Genomic DNA, 20,543 nt, shown 5'->3' on the forward strand with positions numbered 1-20,543 from the left:
AATAAATTCCTAGAAGGATTTCCTAGAATTTATTTATGGATTTATCTGATATTTATTTGGCTAAACCATGTTGAAAAGCATAAATCGCCGCTTGGGTCCGATCATCCACATCTAGTTTTGCTAAAATGTTTGAAACATGTGTTTTAACTGTTTTCAAAGTGATAAAGAGTTCATCAGCTATTTCCTGATTACTTTTACCTTGTGCAATCAACATTAAAATTTCGTGTTCTCGATTTGTCAAATCTTCATGCAACACCGGCTCTTGTTTTTTTGTTAACCGTTCCATCATCTTATGCGTCACTTCAGGTTCCAACACACGCTCTCCGCGATAAGTCGCCCGAATTGCATCAGCAATCTCATGTGCTGTTGATGTTTTTAATAGGTAGCCCGCTGCACCAGCTTCAATCGCCGGATACACTTTTTCATCATCAATAAAACTCGTCACAATAATAATCTTGGCTTCTGGCCAATCTTTCAAGATCGCTTTTGTTGAATCAATGCCGTCCATTTCTTCCATTACCAAATCCATCAAAATAACATCTGGACGTAGTTCCAATGCTTTTTCATAGCCAATCTTACCATTTTCTGCTTCGCCTACGACTTCTATATCCTCTTGAATAGATAAATATGATGAAACGCCTAAACGGACCATTTCATGGTCATCCACTAACATTACTTTGATCACTTGCAGTTTCCTCCTTTATGACAGGAACTTTAATTTCAACGCTGGTTCCCTGCCCTTTAAAACTAATAATTTTAACTGTACCGCCCATGCCGACAACACGTTCTCGGATATTATTTAAGCCATAACTACCGGCTTTATTACTTTGTTCCTTCATATCAAAGCCGACACCGTCATCAACAATACGCAATAACACGTTTTTATCGACTTGGTGTAAGTATACCTCTAATTCCTTTGCTTTGGCATGTCTTAAGGTATTTGAAAGTAACTCCTGCACAATTCGGAAAAGATGATCCTCAATGCTGCTATTTAAATGAACATCTTCAACATCCCAAATCAATTCAATTTTAATTTTTGTTTGTAGTTCTTTCAGTAATTGTTCAATACCTTTACGCAAACTTTTTCCTTCTAGACTGATAGGACGCAAGTGCAATAGTAACGCGCGCATTTCCGATTGGGAGGCATTAATGATTTCTGCCACCATGGCTAGTTGTTTACGATATGGTTCCGGGGTTTCTGTTCGTTGTGCTTGTTCATTTAAGGCAGACAACATCATCATGGCTGCAAAAAGTTGTTGACTGACTGAATCATGCAACTCCCGCGCCAAACGATGCCGCTCGTTCTCTAAAATTTCTTCTTTTGTTTGCCCATCCATTAATTGCGGCCGACTGTTTAATAATTGCAATTCTTTAGACATCTCTAATAATTTATTTTTAATCGACCAAATATCTTGTTCGACTTCGGTTAGATAATGATCTTGATTTTCACTGGTCGTTGGTTTGTTTAAGACTGGACTTTCATAATTACCATTGGCCAATAACCGAAGTTTTTCTTCAATCCGTCCATATTGCCCTTTTTGAACCAATGAAATCAGTAAAAAGGTCAATAAGCCTATTAGTAAGGATATGAGAACAATGTGCACAATTAGTGGTAGATAAAAGACTTTTCTCTGAAGAAGCTCTAATAACCACCGGTTTTGTTTAATCGAATGAAAATATGAAAACAATGTAATTAAGATAACAATAAAGGTGCTAAGGGACGCATATAATGAAATCATGCGTCTTGAAATCCGATCGGTCATACACGGATCACCTCAACATCTCCTACTAAAGTGTTCGTCATAATTTTCAAACGACGAAGATTGGTATCGTAATCATTGCTGTAAATTTTTAATGATTCGTTTTTCAATTGATATTTTTCTTCTTCAAAACGTACCGTTCCGTAAAAAGTTGAATGTTCTAACAAAATAGCTACACCTAACGGCACTAGAATTCGCGTGCGGCCAAAACCTTTACGAATAATAATAATATTGTCTTCTTTCGGTAGTAGCGTATTACCTAAATCAATAATGGTGTCCCCAGAGATTAAATCAATATTGATATCGTCCCATTCATAGATATTGTTACCAATGCGTTCGTTGGCAAACCAGCGGCGTTTAAATCGTTTGCCATTTTTAGGTTCTTTTGCCGCCGTCTCCACCATAATCATTTGTTTTTTTCGCCAAGGTGCTCGCTCAGCTATATCCACGCCTGAAATCTCAAAGCCTTTTAAGCCGATAAAGAGTACACCAAAAATCAACATAAACCAAACAGCCGTGCTGTTCATTGCACCAATGACAATAAAAACAACGCCGAGGACGAATTGAAAGTTGTTAAAATGTGTTTTAGATGCTTTCCTGGAAACGTAGGCCACAAGTAAAACGCCAATTGTTAATAAAACAGCTAATCCAGGATTATGTACAATTTGCCATAACGCCAGAATAAAAAGTAATGCTTCTGCGACGATAAAAAAGCGCCAAGGGTTATTCATAGATTTGCCTCCTCCCTATGTCATTTATTTTACTCGTTTATTTTATTTAATCATAGTGGTTTGCGCCTCAGGTTACCATAGGACTTTAGCCCTAAATGTCTTAGATTGCGAAAGGACAGGCCTTGGAAGCTGCCTGCCCTACTCAATTATTTAGTTTGCTTCAACTTTTGTAATTTTAACTGTCATGTCGCCACCAGGTGTTGCAATAATCACTTGGTCGCCTAATTGTTTACCAATTAAGGCTTGTGCAATCGGTGAATCGTTAGAAATTTTACCAGAAAATGGATCGGCTTCGGCACTTCCTACGATTGTGTATTCCTCTTCTTCTCCATCAGGCAATTCTTGGAAAGTAACTGTTTTACCGATGGAAACTTCGTCTTGGTCCACGCCATCATTGTCGATGATTTCTGCAAAACGAATCATATTTTCTAACGTTGTAATACGTCCTTCAACGAAAGCTTGTTCATCTTTAGCTGATTCATACTCTGAGTTCTCTGAAAGATCCCCAAAGCTACGAGCGATTTTAATACGCTCTACGATTTCTTTACGTTTAATTGTTTTTAATTCTTCTAGCTCTTGTTCTAATTTTTCTTTTCCTTCAAGAGTCATTGGATATACTTTTTCTACCATGTTAATTCTCCTTTTTCGCTTAACGATACGTAGTTCTTGGTTGGTTATTGAAAAAAATTCCGCTTTCAATCCACAAAAGAGTACCACGCTTTTTCTAAATTGTAAATATAATTATTGAATTTTTGTGATTTTGCTAAATTTTATTTATATAAATTTCTAGTTGCTACTCTTTCCCTCTGTTAAACAGATTACTTTTTGAGTATCTAAAAGCTTGGTGAATCATACAAAATTGATTCACCAAGCTCTTTTATGTTTTCATTTTATTCACTACTTGAATTATTGACATACTGATCTACTAATACTTGATGTTCTTCATATGTTTTTGAGAAGTATACTTTTCCTGTAGAAACATCTGCTACAAAGTATAAATAGTCACTTGGTGTCGGATTCAAGACTGCTTTAATTGACTCCTCACTTGGGCTATCTAATGGTCCTGGTCCATAACCAGTATTTTTATACAAGTTATAAGACGAGTCCACTTCCAAGTCAGCATACGTTACAGTTTCTTTGTGTTCTCCTAGAGCATACAAAATAGAAATATCTGATTGGATCGGCATATCGGCAGCCAAGCGGTTAAAGAATACTTGCGCAATTTGTTTGCGGTCTGCTTCTTTGACTCCTTCTTTTTCAACCAATGAAGCTAACGTTAAGACTTGCTGATTGGTTAAATTCTTTGCATGAATTGTCGGCGTATATTGTTCCATTACTGTGTTCATTTTAGCAACCATCTGTTCGACAAATTCAGGAAGTGTTGCTTTTTTGTAGTAATCATAAGTCGCCGGGAATAAATAGCCTTCTAAGCGATAACGAACACCTTCTGCGGTTGCAGCACTTTCAAGTAAATCAGGATACTTAGCCTTCATTTGATTGAAGAAGTCTTCATTTTTCATTAATGCAATGAAATCTGCTTTCTTGAAATCCGTATTTTTTTCAATAGCTTCGCCAATTTTATCTATATCGTAGCCTTCAGGAATCGTTACTTTGCCATCTGCGATTTTAGTTGGTTCTGGCGTGCCCCCTTCTTTTAGCATTTCACCAATTTCATCGAGTGTCATGCTTGGAGACATTTGATAATAGCCCGCTTGAAAATCTGTTAAGTTTTTAAATTTTACGTAGTAGTTAAAAACCATTCCGCTTTTAATGACGTTGCTTTCTTCTAAAACCGCAGCAATTTGCTTATTAGAAGATCCTTCTGGGATATGCACTTGAACAAGCTTCTTATTGTTCTTGTCTAGTGGTTGTAGCCCAGCGTCTACATATTTATAAAAAGTAAACCCAAAGATTGCCATCATTAAAACCAATACAGAAACTACAATTAACACGATACGACCGACTAAACGATCTTCTTTTTTACGTGTTTGTTTTTTTGTATTTGTTGGCTTTTCGTCTGTTTCAATCGGGGTTGGCTCTTCGACTGTCTGTGTTGTCTTGTCTTTCCCACGTCTTCGAGCAGCTCTAGAACCTGCACGTGTTTGTGTTGTGCGGTTCGCTGTTTCTTGTGATTCATCAGATGAAGGTTGGGGAGACCTATCATTTTTTTCAGAGGAATCAGGTTGATCGCCATCATTTCTACCTTTTAAAGACCCAGTTACTTGATCTCTAAGCGAAGATTTGGGATCTTGGTTATTTTGGTTATCATTAGCCAAAACTAACCCTCCTTACTATTCTATCGTTTATGACTGAAACTATTATACATGAAACCTCTTTAAAATTAAATGTTTTTAATAAAAAGACCGTCATTCCCCGATAAAAAATTCATCATTGACAACGTTTAAAGCCTATGATGGCGCTTTTCTATTGAAACGATAATAAATCTTAAAATCCTCCTAAATTTATCGAAAATCCATTTTCTATTAAGAATTTTGTAGCAAAATAGCACCTAAGTCTTTAGGCGATTGTACTAGGAATGTTGCTCCCGCCTCTTGTAATTCTGTTTCTTCACCAAATCCATACAAGACACCTATACTATCTAAGCCATTTTGTTGGGCACCAAAAATGTCATGGTTGCGATCACCAACCATGATAATTGCTTCTTTGGTTGGGTCTAATTGAGCTTCCGTTAATGCATACTGAATCACATCTGCTTTTTTAGAACGATGACCGTCCATACTCGCTCCATAGATGCCTGTAAAATAACGATCTAAATCAAAATGAGTAATAATCTTTTTTGCAAATTCATCTGGCTTGGAAGTCGCAATGTATAACTTTGCTCCCGCTTCCTTTAACCTTGTTAGTACCTCTGGGATCCCTGGATACACATGATTTTCAAACATACCTTTTCTCTGATAATACGCTCGATAATGACTCACGGCTTGTTGCGCTGCTTCAGCTGAAGGCGCCATGTGCAAAAACGACTCATATAAAGGCGGCCCTATGAAAGAACGTAATGTCTCCTCGCTAGGAGCTGGCCAGCCTAATTGTTCTGTTGCGTACAAAATAGAACGCATAATGCCGCTACCAGAATCCGTAATTGTGCCATCTAAATCAAATAAAATCGTTTGATACATCTTCACTTCACTACTTTCTAGCATTTTTGTCTAATTGATTCTTCAAAATAAGATACGCAAAAGAAGCACCTTTTCAGCGCTTCTCTGCCTTTTTATTTATTTTGCTGTAAACGTATCTGGTTTTTTATCTGATTGCTGCATTTCATAGGCAATGGCTTCAACGATTCGACGGCTAGCTTGACCATCCCCATACGGATTTTGTGCATGCGCCATCGCGTGGTAAGCATCAGAATTAGTCAATAATGTTTTCGCCTCTTGATAGACTACTTGTTCGTCTGTACCAACCAATTTCAATGTTCCTGCCGCTACGCCTTCTGGACGTTCCGTTGTATCTCGTAAAACTAAAACTGGCACACCCAAGGAAGGAGCTTCTTCTTGCACACCGCCAGAATCAGTTAAAATTAAAGCACTTTTCGCTGCAAAATTTTGAAAATCTTTGACATCCAATGGTTCAATTAAATGCACACGAGCTAATTCACCTAAGTGTTCCGCTACTATTTCACGGACTTTGGGATTTTTGTGCATAGGGAAAATGACTTCAATTTCTGGATGTTCCATTACAAGTCGACGAACAGCTTTAAAAACATTTGCCATTGGCAGGCCTAAATTTTCACGACGATGCATTGTAATTAGCACGATGCGCTGGTCTGTAGGGATTTTTTCCAATAAATCATTTTGATAGTGGGCATCAACGGTGTACGCCATCGCGTCAATCGCTGTATTGCCAGTCACATAAATATGTTCTTCTGGATGATTTTCTTTGATTAAATTGTCCTTACTTTGAGTAGTTGGGGCAAAATAAATATCAGTTAACACGTCTACCAGTTGACGATTCATTTCTTCCGGAAACGGAGAATATTTTTGCCAGGTCCGTAATCCTGCTTCCACATGTCCCACCGGAATCTGTTGATAAAAAGCAGCCAATGCAGCCGCAAATGACGTGGTTGTATCGCCATGAACCAAGACAATATCCGGCTGTTCTGTCACAAGAACCTCAGTTAATAAATTCAAAACACGACTTGTAATATCTGTTAAGGTTTGCCCATCTTTCATGATATTTAAATCATGATTCGGTGTAATTTGAAAATCTTCTAACACTTGATCCAACATTTGGCGATGTTGCGCTGTTACGACTACTACAGAGTCAAATCCTTGACTTTGCTCTTCTAAAACTTTGATTAAGGGCGCCATTTTGATTGCTTCTGGCCGTGTTCCAAAAACCGTCATTACTTTAATTTTCTTCATCATTTTCCTCCTAATTCTATGTTAGTTTCGGGTATTTTTGTTGGCGAAATTCTTCTGCTCGTTGAATATAATGTAAGGCGTTCGTATGATTACTGGCTATTTCTGCTGCCGTTAACGGACGGATAACCTTCGCGGGTCGACCAAATGCTAAAACATTTGGCGGGATAATTTTGCCTTCTGTCACTAAAGAACCCGCACCAATCAGGCTGTTTTCTCCAATAATAGCATTATTTAGAATCGTTGAACCCATGCCAATCAAAGCACCATCACCGATTTTACAACCGTGTAACATGCATTGATGGCCCACCGTTACATACTTGCCTACAATTGTCGGGGCATCTTCATCAACATGAATAATCGTGCCATCTTGAATATTACTACCTTCACCAATGGTAATTGTGTTACTGTCACCTCTTAAGACCGACTGAAACCAAATATTACTATCCTTCGCTAGTTGTACGTTTCCATAGACATCTGCACTAGCAGCAATAAAATACTCTTTTTTCAAACTCTGTCACCTCTTTTCATTAAGTATAGACAAGAATCCCTCACTTTCATAGTAAAAAAGACAAGAAAAGAGCGTGGGACAAAAATCACTTTGGATTTTTGCTCCACGCTCAAAAACTGATAAACGGCGGGAACAAAAGCAACTCCTTCGGAAATAAGCCGGAATTCTCCAAAAATTACAGAACAATTTTCGGAGATTCCTTCTTATTTCTCGGAGTTAAACGCTTCTGTCCCGACCTCATTTTTATTCCTCTTAGTCGCCTTCTTCAGCAAATTGACTATTGTATAGTTTTTCATAGAAGCCACCTTGTTCCAGCAACTCATGATGCGTTCCTTTTTCAATGATTTCTCCTTGTTTCATAACAAGAATTAAATCAGCTTCACGAATAGTTGATAGGCGGTGGGCAATAACGAAACTCGTTCGTCCTTCCATAACACGATCCATTGCTTTTTGAATTAAGGCTTCCAAGCGTGTATCGACTGAACTAGTCGCCTCATCTAAAATCAAAATTTTTGGATCAGAAATTACCGCTCGGGCAATGGTCAACAATTGTTTTTGACCAAGGGAAACGTTATCTCCCTCAGAATTGATTTCCATTTCATACCCGTCTGGCATTGTCCGAATGAAGTGATCCACATTGGCCGTTTTCGCTGCATCCACAACTTCATAATCCGTGGCATCCAATTTCCCAAAACGAATGTTATCGGCAATGGTACCTTTATACAACCAAGCATCTTGCAATACCATTCCAAATACAGATCGGACATCACTACGGTTCATTTTTTTTGTGTCAATACCATCAATTTTAATGGCGCCTTCTGTTACATCATAAAAACGCATCAGTAAGTTGATTAAGGTTGTTTTCCCAGCGCCAGTTGGTCCCACAATCGCAACCATTTGGCCCGCATCAACTTTAAAGTTCAAATTACGAATTAACGGTTTTTCTGGGTCATAACTAAAGCTGACATTTTCAAATTCAACAGAGCCTAAAATAGGTTCTGGTAAAGGAACATCTTGTTCGTTAAGTTCTTCTTCTGGTTCATCTAGGATTTCAAAAATCCGCATGGTCGAAGCTGAAGCGCTTTGTAAAGCTGCAGACAACTGCGTAATATTCCCCATTGGTTGGCTAATTTGCCAAATATATTGAATAAACGCTTGTAACTGCCCCACTACGATCACACCAGCAACCACATAGTAACTACCAAGGACAGCTACCCCGATATAGGTCCCATAAGCGGTCATTTGAACCAATGGCAACATTAATCCTGAGATAAAGGATGCTTTGAAACCAAAACCATTTAAACGATGATTGACTTGTTTAAAGCCTTCAAGGGTTTCTTTTTCCCGACCATATAGTTTTAAAACACTGAACCCAGTCATATTTTCTTGGACATAACCATTTAAGTCTCCTAAAGAATTTTGCATTCCTTGGAAATATTTCTGGGAGATTTTAACAATTGTTCTGGAAATAATCAGAGACAACGGAATCATAATCACTGAAAAAATCGCCATCAGCGGATTGATTAAGAACATCATCACTACCGCCATCACAATCCCTAGGACTGCCGAAACAATATTAATAAAACTTTGTTGCATCGCATTGCTGACAGCATCCACATCGTTCGTCACCCGTGACAAAATATTTCCTTGTTGGTTCTTATCAAAATAAGAAACGGGCAAACGATTGATTTTTTCTTCAATATCGCGACGTAAATCGCGCATGGATTGTTGAACGACATTCGTCATTAAAAAACCTGACAAAAATTGTGCCACACAATAACCTGTTCCCACAACTAAAATCCAAATTAAACATTGGATTACATAATCAAAGTTAATGGATTCACCGGCCGCAATATTACGGCTAATTTCTGTCGTTGGTAATCCAGTCAAATAAGGCAGCGCTGCATTAAAGGCAACGGTTAATATGGTAAATAAAATAACTAAATAAAACGTCACTCGGTACGGTTTAATATAGCGACCGATTCGTTTCATAGAAGAAAAGGCGTGTTTCATGCTAATTCCTCCTCTGACAATTGAGAAGCCGCAATATCATAGTAAATTGGACAAGTCTCAAGTAATTCACGATGTGTGCCAATTCCGACCACGTCGCCTTCGTTTAAAACAACAATGCGGTCCGCATGCATAATTGTTCCAACACGTTGTGCCACAATTAAAACAGTGGATTCTGTTGTTTCTTTTTTCAGACGCGCTCGTAAATTTGCATCTGTTTGATAATCTAACGCAGAAAAACTATCATCAAATATATAAATTTCCGGATTGCGAATAATCGCCCGTGCGATAGCTAAACGTTGTTTTTGACCACCAGAAAAGTTCGTGCCACCTTCTGAAAGAGGTTCATCATAGCCTTGCGGTTTTTGTGAAACAAATTCTGTAGCTTGAGCAATGTCAATTGCTCGTTCCATTTCTTCTAACGTCGCATCTTCCTTACCGTAGCGAAGGTTATCAGCAATTGTACCAGTAAAAAGTAACGCTTTTTGTGGAATATAGCCAATCTTATTGCGTAATGCACTAAGTTTGTACTCTTTTACGTTCACTCCATCGATTAAAATTTCACCTTCTGATACATCATAAAACCGTGGAATCAATTGAATTAATGTTGATTTCCCACTACCTGTGCTCCCAATAAAGGCCACTGTTTCACCAGGTGACGCCTTAAAACTTACATTGCGGATGACTGGGCTTTCCGCATGTCCAGGATAGGCAAAGGTTACATTTTTAAACTCTAGATAGCCTTTAGTAGCTGTTTCTGTTACGCCTTCTTCTTCACGAATAGCTGGTTCCATGTCTAAGGCTTCTTGAATCCGTGAAGCCGAAACCGCAGCCCGAGGATACATCATAAAGACACTGGCAAATAACATAAACGAGAACAGCGCATGGAAAATATATTCAATAAAAGCAATTAAATTCCCAACTTCTAAATCCCCATTGCTGATTTGAACAGTCCCGCTCCAAATGATTAAGACCATCACAATATTAAATAAGAAAAAGAAGCCTGGTTGGGCTGCTGCCATTAAACGAAACAGACTTTTTGAACTTTTAGTGTAAGTTTCATTGACTTTATTAAAACGAGATTCTTCAAATTTTTCATTAACAAATGCGCGTATTACCCGCAATCCAGAAAGATTTTCTCTTAAAATCCCATTGATTCCATCTAAGTTCTTTTGTTGCTTTTTAGATAACGGTTCTGACAAACGAGCAATTCCGACAACTGCTAGCAGCAGAAAAGGCAAGGCACCTAAAACGTACATTCCTAACGACGGACTCGTTCGCATCACCATGTAAAGACTGGCAATAAACATCACTGGCGTCATAAAGCCAAGACGTAAAATATTTCCCATGAAGAGCATAATTTGGTATGCATCATTGGTAGTTCGCGTAATTAAGGAAGAAACCCCAATACTTTCATATTCACTGTGTGAGAAAGTTTGAATCTTTTCAAATAAATCATCACGAATATCACGAACAATGTTTGTTGTAATTCTGGCACCAAAGTACCCCAGCAAAATATTCATTGCGACACCAATAATCGTAATTACAACCATCCAAATCCCTTGCTGATAAATATAGTCCATATCTTTAGGAATAATTCCTTTGTCAATCATTCGTGCTAAAATGGTCGGCAAGCCTAATTCAATCAAAATAAAACCAAACACACAAATAAAATCAGCAAAAAGTAATTTCTTATAACGCATTGTGTAACGCCACATTAACTTCAATTAATCATCTCCTTCTTATCTTACTTTAAATTTTCTAGTACTCCCACTGTATCAAAAAGAAATCGGTAATACAAGCTGTCTGGCTAGAAAAAACAGCCTTTCTCTTTCTATCCTTTCTCTTTTAGATTTTCTAAAAAATAGATAATTTTAATGATTTACTTATACGATTAAAATTGCTACTTCCTTTTGATTGTGCCATAATTGGGAAAAACTGAAAGGACCCTTTGAATGAAAAAATTATTCTTCATTTTTCTCGGTTCCTGTACGTTTGCTTTAGGCACGTTAGGAATCTTTTTGCCGCTTTTACCCACCACTGGTTTTTATTTATTAACGGCCTTTTTTTGGATGCGTAGTTCAGATAAACTTTATAACAAATTTTTAGCTTCTTCTTATTATCAAAAATATATCCAAGAAGCCTTCTTTGAGAAAAAAATTACTCGTAAAGGCAAATGGAAACTATTTATTTCCATGTTTCTTTTATTTGCCATTCCGTGTTTAATTGTCCGAAATACGTTGATGACTACGACTTTAGCGATTGTTTATTTAGCTCACGTGATTGGCTTAAGTTGGTATTGGCGTCCTAAAAAAAAGGCACTCGAACTTGATCAAGAATAAGGCGAAACAAGAAGTTTGTTTTTTTTAAAAGTCCAGTGAGTGTTTCTATACTTCCTTATCATTCTATGATAAAATAAGCTTAATTGTTGTTATTCACAACACACGGGACGGTTGAAAAAGAACACATAAAATCAAATACCCAGAATGAAGCAAAGTCGAGGCTTCATTTCATCATTAACAGATGTTTTTGATGAGCATTCTTTTTTAGGTGATCAGCACCTCGTTTTGTTGTGTTTAATTTTCTGTCTTAAAATGAAAAAAACTATAAATTGCTACTATTAGTAGCTGAAGGAGAAATGAATCGATGATTTACAAAGTATACTATCAAGAAACAAAAATCAGAAACCCAAAAAGAGAAGACACAAAATCTCTTTACATGGAAGCCGATAGCGATGTAATCGTGCGTCAATTAGTTGAAGAAAATACCCCATACAATATTGAATACGTTCAATTATTAGACGAAAAACATCTTGCTTACGAGCAAGAACATGCGGACTTCACTCTAACGGAGTTTTAACATGAAAGTAAACATAAAAAATAACGAAACTGGCGTTTTTGCAATCGGTGGTTTAGGCGAAATTGGAAAAAACACATATGGGGTACAATTCCAAGATGAAATTATCATTATTGATGCTGGGATCAAATTCCCAGAAGATGATTTACTTGGGATTGACTACGTGATTCCAGATTATAGCTACATCGTTCAAAATTTGCATAAAGTCAAAGCACTCGTTATTACCCACGGTCATGAAGACCATATTGGTGGCGTTCCTTATCTTTTACGTCAAGCGAATATCCCAATCTATGCGGGACCACTAGCCTTGGCTTTAATTACCAACAAACTAGATGAACATGGTTTATTGCGAGAAGCGGAATTACACGAAATTAATGAAGATACGGTGATTCGTTTTAGAAAAACAGCGATTAGTTTTTTCCGGACGACTCACAGTATTCCTGATGCCTTGGGCGTTGTGGTTAAAACGCCTTCTGGTAACATTGTCGCAACAGGTGACTTTAAGTTTGACTTTACACCCGTTGGTGAGCCAGCCAACTTACACAGAATGGCGAAATTAGGTGAAGAAGGCGTCCTTTGTCTTCTTTCAGACAGTACCAATGCTGAAATACCCACCTTTACAAAATCCGAAAAAACAATTGGGACCTCTATTTTAAAAATCTTTGAAAAAATTGATGGTCGGATTATCTTTGCCAGTTTTGCTTCAAACATTTTCCGTTTACAACAAGCTGCTGATGCAGCCGTGAAAACCGGTCGCAAAATTGCTGTTTTTGGTCGTAGCATGGAAAATGCCATTGTCAATGGCGAACGCTTAGGCTACATCAAAGTGCCAAAAGGAACGTTTGTCGATGCGGCGGAACTGAATCAATTGCCAGCAAATGAAACAATGATTTTATGTACTGGCTCTCAAGGAGAACCTATGGCCGCGCTTAGTCGGATTGCTAACGGTACACACCGCCAAATTAGTATTCAACCAGGCGATACGGTTGTTTTCTCAAGTTCACCAATTCCTGGGAATACGACAAGCGTTAACCGTTTAATCAACTTATTATCTGAAGCCGGTGCAGAAGTTATCCACGGAAAAATCAATAATATCCATACTTCTGGTCACGGTGGACAAGAAGAGCAAAAATTAATGCTTCGCTTGATGAAGCCTAAATATTTCATGCCTGTTCATGGTGAATTTAGAATGTTAAAAATCCATGCTTCGCTCGCTCAAGATACAGGGGTTCCTGAAGAAAATTGCTTTATCATGGGCAACGGCGATGTCTTAGCTTTAACGGCTGATAGCGCACGTCCTGCTGGTCACTTCAACGCTAATGACGTGTACGTTGATGGAAATGGTGTCGGCGATATCGGGAATGTTGTTTTACGGGATCGTCGTATCTTATCTGAAGAAGGTTTAGTTTTAGCGGTAGCAACGGTTGATATTAAAAATAAAGAAATTATGGCTGGTCCAGACATTCTTTCCCGTGGTTTTGTCTACATGCGTGAGTCTGGTGATATGATTCATGAAGGCCAACGTCTTTTATTCAATGCTCTACGTGAAGCAATGAAAGATAAAAACTGTACCGAAGCAAAATTAGGCGAAGCCATGACGACCGCTTTACAGCCTTTCTTGTTTGAACAAACAGAACGTCATCCAATGATTCTGCCAATGATTATGACTGCCACGGTTAGTGATCAATAAAGCTCTCATTTAATAGAGAAGAAAAATGTTTGTCCATTTTTCTTCTCTATTTTTTCTAACAAAAAAACACCTAACATGCGTTAGGTGTTTTTGGATTATTTTTTATTAGTTTTTTTCTACGTTAACTGCTTGAGGGCCACGGTCTGAATCTTCAACATCAAAAGTCACTGCTTGACCTTCTTCTAAAGTTTTGAAACCATCACCTTGGATAGCTGAGAAGTGTACGAATACGTCGCTTCCGTCTTCGCGTGAGATAAACCCAAAACCTTTTTCTGCGTTAAACCATTTTACTGTTCCTTGTTCCATTCTTTTGTTCCTCCTCGTGCATTTGCACATAAATAGTCGTAACTTTGCTCGCTTCCAATAGAATATTTAAAAAAATTTAAAAAGTCTACATAATTCCAAACAAGATTACCCTTTCATTTTACACGTGATAAAATATTTTTGCAAGAATTGTCCTCATTCTGAAGCAAAAAAATTCTCTTCTCTCAAACTAATGTATCCGCTATCACCAACAATAATATGATCCAACAATTGAATCCCCATCATTTCGCCACATTCTTCCATTCGTTTGGTAAATTGAATATCTTGTGGAGACGGTGTCGGATTGCCAGATGGATGATTATGAGCTAATAGTATGCGAGCAGAAGAATATTTAACCGCTTCCCGAAAAATTTCGCGTGGATGAGCAATACTTTGATTCAGTGATCCTTTGAAAATCGTTTTCTGTTGAATAATGTCATTCTTAGTATTCAAGTAAATACAAATTAAATGTTCTTGTTGCAGCCCCTTCATCTCTTGGAGTAATCGTTGAGCGACTTGTTGACTGGACGTAACTTTGCCAAATTTGATTTGACTACTTTGATAAATTCGACACCCCAATTCAATGGCCGCACGTAATTCAATGGCTTTCACTTGGCCAATGCCTCTAATAGCCATTAACTCGTTCAATGTGGCTTGCTGCAAATAAGAAAGTTGCTTAAACTGTTTTAACAGCGTTGCGGCAACAGTCATCACGTCTGCTTCTTTTGAGCCAGTTCGTAACAGAATCGCCAACAACTCTTGATTTGATAATGCTTTTTCTCCTATCGCTAAGAGCCGTTCTCGTGGTAAACAATCACTCGGCATCTCGCGAATAAATAGATCCGATACTTGCATAAAAAAACCTCCTTTGCTAGTCATTAATAAACTACGCAAAGGAGTGTTGTTTTTATTATTTTAAATAATGTGGCGCTTGATGTAAACTCTCCAAGACATATAATGTTTTCTCTTGGATAACTTCAGTTGGTTGCAATAAATCAGGTACCATGATCACTGGAATGCCCGCACTATGAGCCGCACTTACCCCATGAAATGAGTCTTCGAAAATCAAGGTTTTCGGGGCTTCTGTTCCTAAAAGTTGACGAGCTTTTTGAAAAATTTCTGGGTCCGGTTTTGCTCGTTTAACATCCTCTGCTGAAACGATCCCTACAAAACGATCCTGAATCCCAGCATGGCTTAATAACATTTCAATTGCTGGACGGACGTTACTTGAGGCAACTAATCGAGGAATTTTTTGATCATCTAAAAAGTCGAGGAATTCCACCACCCCTGGTTTTAAAGGGACGTTACCAGATCGAAACTCTTGCAGGGTATCATCATAAGAACGGCGGATAAATTCTTCCACTGTGTCGTGACCATAGGATGCATAAATACGTCGGTAATTCTCTTGTACTTCTTCATCGGAAATCCCAACATAGTCTAAATAGACTTCTTTACTATAAGGTAACCCCATTGCATCTGCTACTTTTTGAGTAGATGTATAGTAAATCAACTCCGTATCAAAAAGCAACCCATCCATATCAAAAATTACGCCATCAAATTTCTTCATCATTTCCTCCTATAGTTAAAAGTAATTCTCTTACTTGAGAAACAAAATATAATGAACCTGTTACTAATAATAAATCATCTGTCGACATTTTTTCTAAAATTTCGCCTAAGCCAAATTGCCATAAAGACACAATTTCTGTTAAATCGTCTTCATATTTTTCCATTTCTGTAAGTGCAATAGCTTTAGGGTAATCAAAGCTAGTTAAGTAAAGATGCGCATTCGGTACTTGCTTTAAGTCCTGAATCATCTCATCCACATCTTTAGTTGCTAAAGCTGAAAATAAAATATGAATCGTGTGTTGTGGAAACTCTTTGCGCAAGTTTTCAACTAAGCGTTTTACTGCATGATCATTGTGGGCACCATCTAAAACAATCAACGGTTCATCACTAAGACGTTCCATTCGAGCTGGCCATTGCGCTTTAGCTAACCCTTGAGTAATGTCTCGTTCTTTAAACGGCAAATGTTGTAGTTGGCAATACTTGTCAAATAATTGAATAGCTACCGCCGCGTTTTCTACTTGGTGACGCCCCAACAAGGGAACTTTAATTTTTGTCAGTTTGCCCATTTCTCCATAGAAATTAAATATTTCCCCCCATTGTGCATCAGGATGTAGATATTCCACTTGATACTCTTTGCCAAAACGAAAAATTGGACTCTGTATTTCTTGTGCGACTTTTTCAATGACTGCTAGCGCATCAGCACAAATATTGCCTGTTACTACTGGGACTTTTTCTTTAATAATACCCGCTTTTTGATAGGCAATTTCAGCAATTGTTTCACCTAAAATTTCTGTGTGATCCTTCCCAATTGTCGTAATTCCCGTCAATAATGGCTTCACGACATTGGTGCTATCAAGTAATCCACCTAAGCCAACTTCAACAACGGCGATATCCACTTGTTCATTCACGAAATAGTCCAAGGCCATTCCTGTCAATGTTTCGAATTCTGTAATTCCAGCCACTTCAGTGATCTGGTCTAATTCTTTAATGATTGGTTGATACTTTTCCACATAGGTAATCAATTGTTCGTCTGAAATTGGTTGACCATTTATCGCAATTCTTTCATTAAATGATTCAATATAAGGAGAGGTAAAGGTTCCGACTTTCAAGCCCATTTCTTCTAATAGACAGCGTAAATATGTCACGGTTGAGCCTTTACCATTGGTTCCTGCGATATGAATCGTTGGCACTTTGTTTTCTGGATGATCAATTTTTTCTAATAACGCATTAATCCGATCCAAACCAGGTCTTGAACCAAAGGGTAACCGGCTATGAATCCATTCAATGGCTTCTTCTATTGTTAATTGCATCTTGTCCAACTCCTTGTCTTCTTCTACATTATAACTAAGTTAGGTGACTTTTTCACTAATAACCAATTGAAACTTTTTCTTGAAAACTTTTTGCATTTTTCATAATTTTGCGTTATTAGCGGATACATTAATGAACTTATGGTAAACTAACATTCTGGATGGTTCATTCCAGCCAGCCAATTAAAAACTATTTTTAGAGCGTTCAACACGCTTATTCATGATTTTTTTATAAAGGTGGACTTATTTTGATGAAAAACAAATCGAAGCTTTTATGGTTAGGAAGTTTTTTCTTGCCGTTTTTACTTCTGTTGCTTGTATGGATGACATTACAACTTGCGCCTTTTGGTGACAACAACTTATTAGTTAGTGATTTAGGCACACAATACATGCCTTTCTTGAGTTTTTTAAAACGCTCTTTTCACGAGGGAATAACTACATTCTACTCTTTTTCCAATGAGATTGGTGAGTCGATTGTTCCTTTGGCAGCCTATTACTTACTGAGCCCTTTTAATGTGTTGGCTTTCTTTTTTCCTTATGAACAATTACCTATAGCAATTTTATGGATTATTACCTTAAAACTTGCCTTGATGGGTACTACGATGTTTAGCTATTTAAAATACACCTATCAAAAAGTTGATGGCACCACGTTACTTTTTTCAACGTCCTATAGTTTCTGTGGCTTTGTCACCGTCTATAGCCAAAACTTTATGTGGTTGGATGCACTGATTCTATTCCCGCTTATCTTATTGGGACTCCAACGTTTATGGGATCAACGCAAATGGGGCTTATACAGTATCACCCTATTTTTAGCGATTGTGACGAATTACTACATGGGTTATATGATTTGTCTCTTTGCTGTTTTGTACAGTATCTATTGGTTCTTTAAAAAGAATACCCAAGCCCATGCTATTCGGCAATTTTTTAAACAAAGTCCGTTATTCTTCCTCGTTTCTTTTTTAACAGGAACTGCAACTAGCTTTTTATTATTACCTGCAGCAGAAGGGATGCTCTATACAAAAAAAGCAGATTTTGATGTCTCGACGTTCTTTTTAACGCCTAAGTTTAACACTTCGTTTTTCTCGCAATTAGGCTTAGGTTCTATTAATTATGAGTTGCGTTTAGACCATTTACCAACCGTTTTTGCTGGATTATTTGTGACACTCCTCTGTGTTGCCTATTTTCAAACGAAACAAATTGCGTTAAAAGAAAGAATAGCTTCAGCGATTCTTTTATTCATTCTCTTTTTAAGCTTTTGGTTAGAAGCCTTTAATACTGTCTGGCACATGTTTCAAAGCCCAGCTGGGTTCCCTTACCGAAATGTCTTTATCTTTAGCTTTTTATTGATTGTCTTTGCCTATGAAGCTTGGCTTACAAGAGTGACCATTCCTTGGTCCGCACCTATTATTTTTAGTCTGCTGTTAGTCATTGGCTACGGATCTTTGTATTATGGTCCACAAAAGAATCTCTTAATTTCGATCAATTATTTATGGCTAAGTTTACTTTTTATTTGGTTGATTTTCGTTTGCTTGCGTTTAGCACACAAAAAGGCCTTAAGAAACTATGTAGTCGTGGCTTTATTCTTACTGGTCAGCACAGAATTAACAACGAATTTCTGGATTTCTTTTAAACATATGCCCTTTGGTAGCCAAGCAACATTTGCCCAAGATTACCGAAAACACAGCCAATTAATCGATGAAAAAATGGCCTCAGCACCAGAACTTTATCGCATGAAACAAGTCATTCCTTCCAAAGAAACAGGGTTCCGTGAAATCAATAACGGCTACAATAATCCTTTACTTTATGGCTATGCTGGCGTTTCTAGCTATACTTCGACTTTAACTGCCACTACCCAAGACACATTAAGTGCGCTAGGTTTATATCGAAAAAATGATCGCCGGATTGCCTATGTGGATAATTCACAACTAACCAATTTACTTTTAAATGTGAAATATGACTTTTTACCAATTGAAAAACCTACGAGTGAAAAATTGCTAAAAACAGTTGGTTCCACGAAAATCATGGAAAATGATGAAGCGATCGGTATGGGCTTTTTGGCGCCAACCGCATTAACCAAGTTAAAATTAGCAAAAAATAATCCTTTAGATGCCCAAGAAGAACTCCTGCAAACGCTCGTGCCGACGGATAAACCTTACTTTAAAACAGCTTCGTTGATAAATGAACCTCATCATACCAACGAAACAATTGAAGCAACCTTTAAAGTGAATAGCACTGGTGACTTGCATCTTTATATTCCGAATTTAAAATGGAAAAAAGTTACACAATTGAAGGTAAACCAACAAGTTATCTCGACGCCGATTTATATTGCAACCAATCAACTGTTCAATTTAGGGCATTTTGAAAAAGGAACTACCGTGACCCTATCACTAACTGCTGAACAAGTGGTTGATTTAACCAATTGGCAACTTCAAACTTTAGACCAAACAGCCTTTAATCGTGCGGTTGACAAATTACGCCAACAAGCTCTTCACGTGAATGCAACTAAAAAAGGCCATTTAAATGGCGCACTGAATGTACCTGGAAATGATACTCAGTTACTGTATACGTCCATTCCTTATGACCAAGATTGGCAAGTCAAATCGTCGCTACAAAAAGAACCCTTAAAAACACAACGCATTCTAGGTGGCTTTTTAGCTGTTGAAGTCCCAGCTGGCAAACAGCAGTTAACCTTTGCCTATCATCCAAGAATGATTTATCTCGGCACTGCCGTCAGCGGAACGATTTTACTGGGAACGGCTGGTTATCTTGGCTTTAAAAAATACCGTCGAAAACGTCAGGAGGCCACTCATGACTAATCAGAAAAAATTTTTAAATGGACTCATTCGGTGGTTACCCCTAGTTGGACTGGTGCTTTTCTTTGGCTTAATTTTATGGGGATATTCCAGAGGAATTTTTCATTCTGTTGCTTCCTTGCAAGCTTTTATTAAACAGTTTGGTAACTATGCGGTTCTGTGTTTTATTCTTTTACAAATCGTCCAAGTGATTATTCCTATTCTACCTGGAGGAATCTCTTCTGTTGCAGGAATGTTGATGTTTGGCAATTTGCAAGGCCTTTTGTATAGCTATCTTGGATTGATTATTGGTGAGTTTATTGGCTTTTTACTGGTTCGTTACTATGGACGTAGCTTTGTAAAAATAATCCTTTCACCCAATAAATACAAAAAATTTGAAGAGATTTTAGACAAAAATGAACACAATGTCAAAAAGCTCTTAATCTTTACTATGTTAGTCCCCTTCGCTCCAGATGATATTGTTTGTTTAGTGGCGGGAATTACAGATATTTCTTTAAAAGAATTCATGAAAATTGTTCTTTTATTGAAATTCTGGTCTGTGGCTACTTACAGCTACTTAATGTTGTATTTGTTTCAATTATTTGGCAAATTATAACAAAAAGACAACAAAACCAACG

19 protein-coding genes are annotated in these 20,543 nt (G+C 37.6%); 5 read left to right on the forward strand and 14 right to left on the reverse strand.

Features of this window, described 5'->3' with window-relative positions; all coding sequences use genetic code 11:
• Window positions 1-52: 52 nt before the first annotated feature.
• The 10 genes from IGK96_RS11650 to efrA form a co-directional block, all read right to left on the reverse strand.
• Window positions 53-685, reverse strand: a complete 633-nt coding sequence (locus IGK96_RS11650; protein WP_002355137.1) for a response regulator — start codon at window positions 683-685, stop codon at window positions 53-55.
• Complete coding sequence (locus tag IGK96_RS11655; protein WP_002365182.1) at window positions 660-1,763, reverse strand: sensor histidine kinase; 1,104 nt, start codon at window positions 1,761-1,763, stop codon at window positions 660-662. Before IGK96_RS11655 ends, IGK96_RS11650 begins: the two co-directional genes overlap by 26 nt.
• On the reverse strand, window positions 1,760-2,491 hold the full coding sequence (liaF, locus tag IGK96_RS11660) for a cell wall-active antibiotics response protein LiaF (protein ID WP_002381168.1): 732 nt from the start codon (window positions 2,489-2,491) through the stop codon (window positions 1,760-1,762). The genes IGK96_RS11655 and liaF overlap by 4 nt, the downstream gene beginning before the upstream one ends.
• Before the next feature lie 150 nt (window positions 2,492-2,641).
• Window positions 2,642-3,121, reverse strand: a complete 480-nt coding sequence (gene greA / locus IGK96_RS11665; RefSeq protein ID WP_002355133.1) for a transcription elongation factor GreA — start codon at window positions 3,119-3,121, stop codon at window positions 2,642-2,644.
• 260 nt (window positions 3,122-3,381) lie between these two features.
• Window positions 3,382-4,767 carry an endolytic transglycosylase MltG gene (gene mltG / locus IGK96_RS11670; protein ID WP_010707116.1) on the reverse strand — a complete coding sequence of 462 codons (1,386 nt, stop codon included), beginning with the start codon at window positions 4,765-4,767 and terminating at the stop codon, window positions 3,382-3,384.
• 207 nt (window positions 4,768-4,974) lie between these two features.
• Entirely contained in the window at window positions 4,975-5,652 is a 678-nt protein-coding gene (locus IGK96_RS11675; RefSeq protein WP_438756174.1) for an HAD family hydrolase, read from the reverse strand.
• A 72-nt stretch (window positions 5,653-5,724) separates the two neighbouring features.
• Entirely contained in the window at window positions 5,725-6,876 is a 1,152-nt protein-coding gene (gene wecB / locus IGK96_RS11680; RefSeq protein ID WP_025188780.1) for a non-hydrolyzing UDP-N-acetylglucosamine 2-epimerase, read from the reverse strand.
• A 13-nt stretch (window positions 6,877-6,889) separates the two neighbouring features.
• Window positions 6,890-7,381: a gamma carbonic anhydrase family protein gene (locus IGK96_RS11685; protein WP_002355129.1), complete on the reverse strand. Its 492-nt coding sequence runs from the start codon at window positions 7,379-7,381 to the stop codon at window positions 6,890-6,892.
• 252 nt (window positions 7,382-7,633) lie between these two features.
• Window positions 7,634-9,394: a multidrug efflux ABC transporter subunit EfrB gene (gene efrB / locus IGK96_RS11690; RefSeq protein WP_042959406.1), complete on the reverse strand. Its 1,761-nt coding sequence runs from the start codon at window positions 9,392-9,394 to the stop codon at window positions 7,634-7,636.
• Complete coding sequence (gene efrA / locus IGK96_RS11695; protein WP_010823950.1) at window positions 9,391-11,118, reverse strand: multidrug efflux ABC transporter subunit EfrA; 1,728 nt, start codon at window positions 11,116-11,118, stop codon at window positions 9,391-9,393. The genes efrB and efrA overlap by 4 nt, the downstream gene beginning before the upstream one ends.
• A gap of 228 nt (window positions 11,119-11,346) precedes the next feature.
• Between efrA and IGK96_RS11700 the strand changes: the two genes are divergently transcribed.
• From IGK96_RS11700 to rnjA, 3 genes are all read left to right on the forward strand, one after another.
• A complete protein-coding gene (locus IGK96_RS11700) occupies window positions 11,347-11,733 on the forward strand; it encodes a YbaN family protein (protein ID WP_002355126.1) in 387 nt (128 codons plus the stop codon).
• A 304-nt stretch (window positions 11,734-12,037) separates the two neighbouring features.
• Window positions 12,038-12,250: a DNA-directed RNA polymerase subunit epsilon gene (locus tag IGK96_RS11705; protein WP_002355123.1), complete on the forward strand. Its 213-nt coding sequence runs from the start codon at window positions 12,038-12,040 to the stop codon at window positions 12,248-12,250.
• 1 nt (window position 12,251) lies between these two features.
• Window positions 12,252-13,937, forward strand: coding sequence for a ribonuclease J1 (gene rnjA / locus IGK96_RS11710; RefSeq protein ID WP_002355122.1), 1,686 nt, complete (start codon window positions 12,252-12,254; stop codon window positions 13,935-13,937).
• 105 nt (window positions 13,938-14,042) lie between these two features.
• Here the strand turns inward: rnjA and IGK96_RS11715 are convergent, their stop codons facing one another.
• The 4 genes from IGK96_RS11715 to IGK96_RS11730 form a co-directional block, all read right to left on the reverse strand.
• Window positions 14,043-14,243, reverse strand: coding sequence for a cold-shock protein (locus IGK96_RS11715; RefSeq protein WP_002355121.1), 201 nt, complete (start codon window positions 14,241-14,243; stop codon window positions 14,043-14,045).
• A gap of 153 nt (window positions 14,244-14,396) precedes the next feature.
• Window positions 14,397-15,095 carry a RadC family protein gene (gene radC / locus IGK96_RS11720; protein WP_002368326.1) on the reverse strand — a complete coding sequence of 233 codons (699 nt, stop codon included), beginning with the start codon at window positions 15,093-15,095 and terminating at the stop codon, window positions 14,397-14,399.
• A gap of 55 nt (window positions 15,096-15,150) precedes the next feature.
• A complete protein-coding gene (locus IGK96_RS11725) occupies window positions 15,151-15,810 on the reverse strand; it encodes an HAD family hydrolase (protein ID WP_002390719.1) in 660 nt (219 codons plus the stop codon).
• A complete protein-coding gene (locus IGK96_RS11730; RefSeq protein ID WP_113851323.1) occupies window positions 15,794-17,116 on the reverse strand; it encodes a bifunctional folylpolyglutamate synthase/dihydrofolate synthase in 1,323 nt (440 codons plus the stop codon). Before IGK96_RS11730 ends, IGK96_RS11725 begins: the two co-directional genes overlap by 17 nt.
• A 248-nt stretch (window positions 17,117-17,364) precedes the next feature.
• Between IGK96_RS11730 and IGK96_RS11735 the strand changes: the two genes are divergently transcribed.
• Window positions 17,365-19,929, forward strand: a complete 2,565-nt coding sequence (locus IGK96_RS11735; protein ID WP_085443181.1) for a YfhO family protein — start codon at window positions 17,365-17,367, stop codon at window positions 19,927-19,929.
• Window positions 19,922-20,521, forward strand: coding sequence for a TVP38/TMEM64 family protein (locus IGK96_RS11740; RefSeq protein WP_002355114.1), 600 nt, complete (start codon window positions 19,922-19,924; stop codon window positions 20,519-20,521). The genes IGK96_RS11735 and IGK96_RS11740 overlap by 8 nt, the downstream gene beginning before the upstream one ends.
• Window positions 20,522-20,543 lie beyond the last annotated feature (22 nt).

Origin of the sequence: Enterococcus sp. DIV0682 (assembly GCF_051712685.1) — a bacterium.
In the GTDB taxonomy this organism is placed as follows: domain Bacteria; phylum Bacillota; class Bacilli; order Lactobacillales; family Enterococcaceae; genus Enterococcus; species Enterococcus faecalis.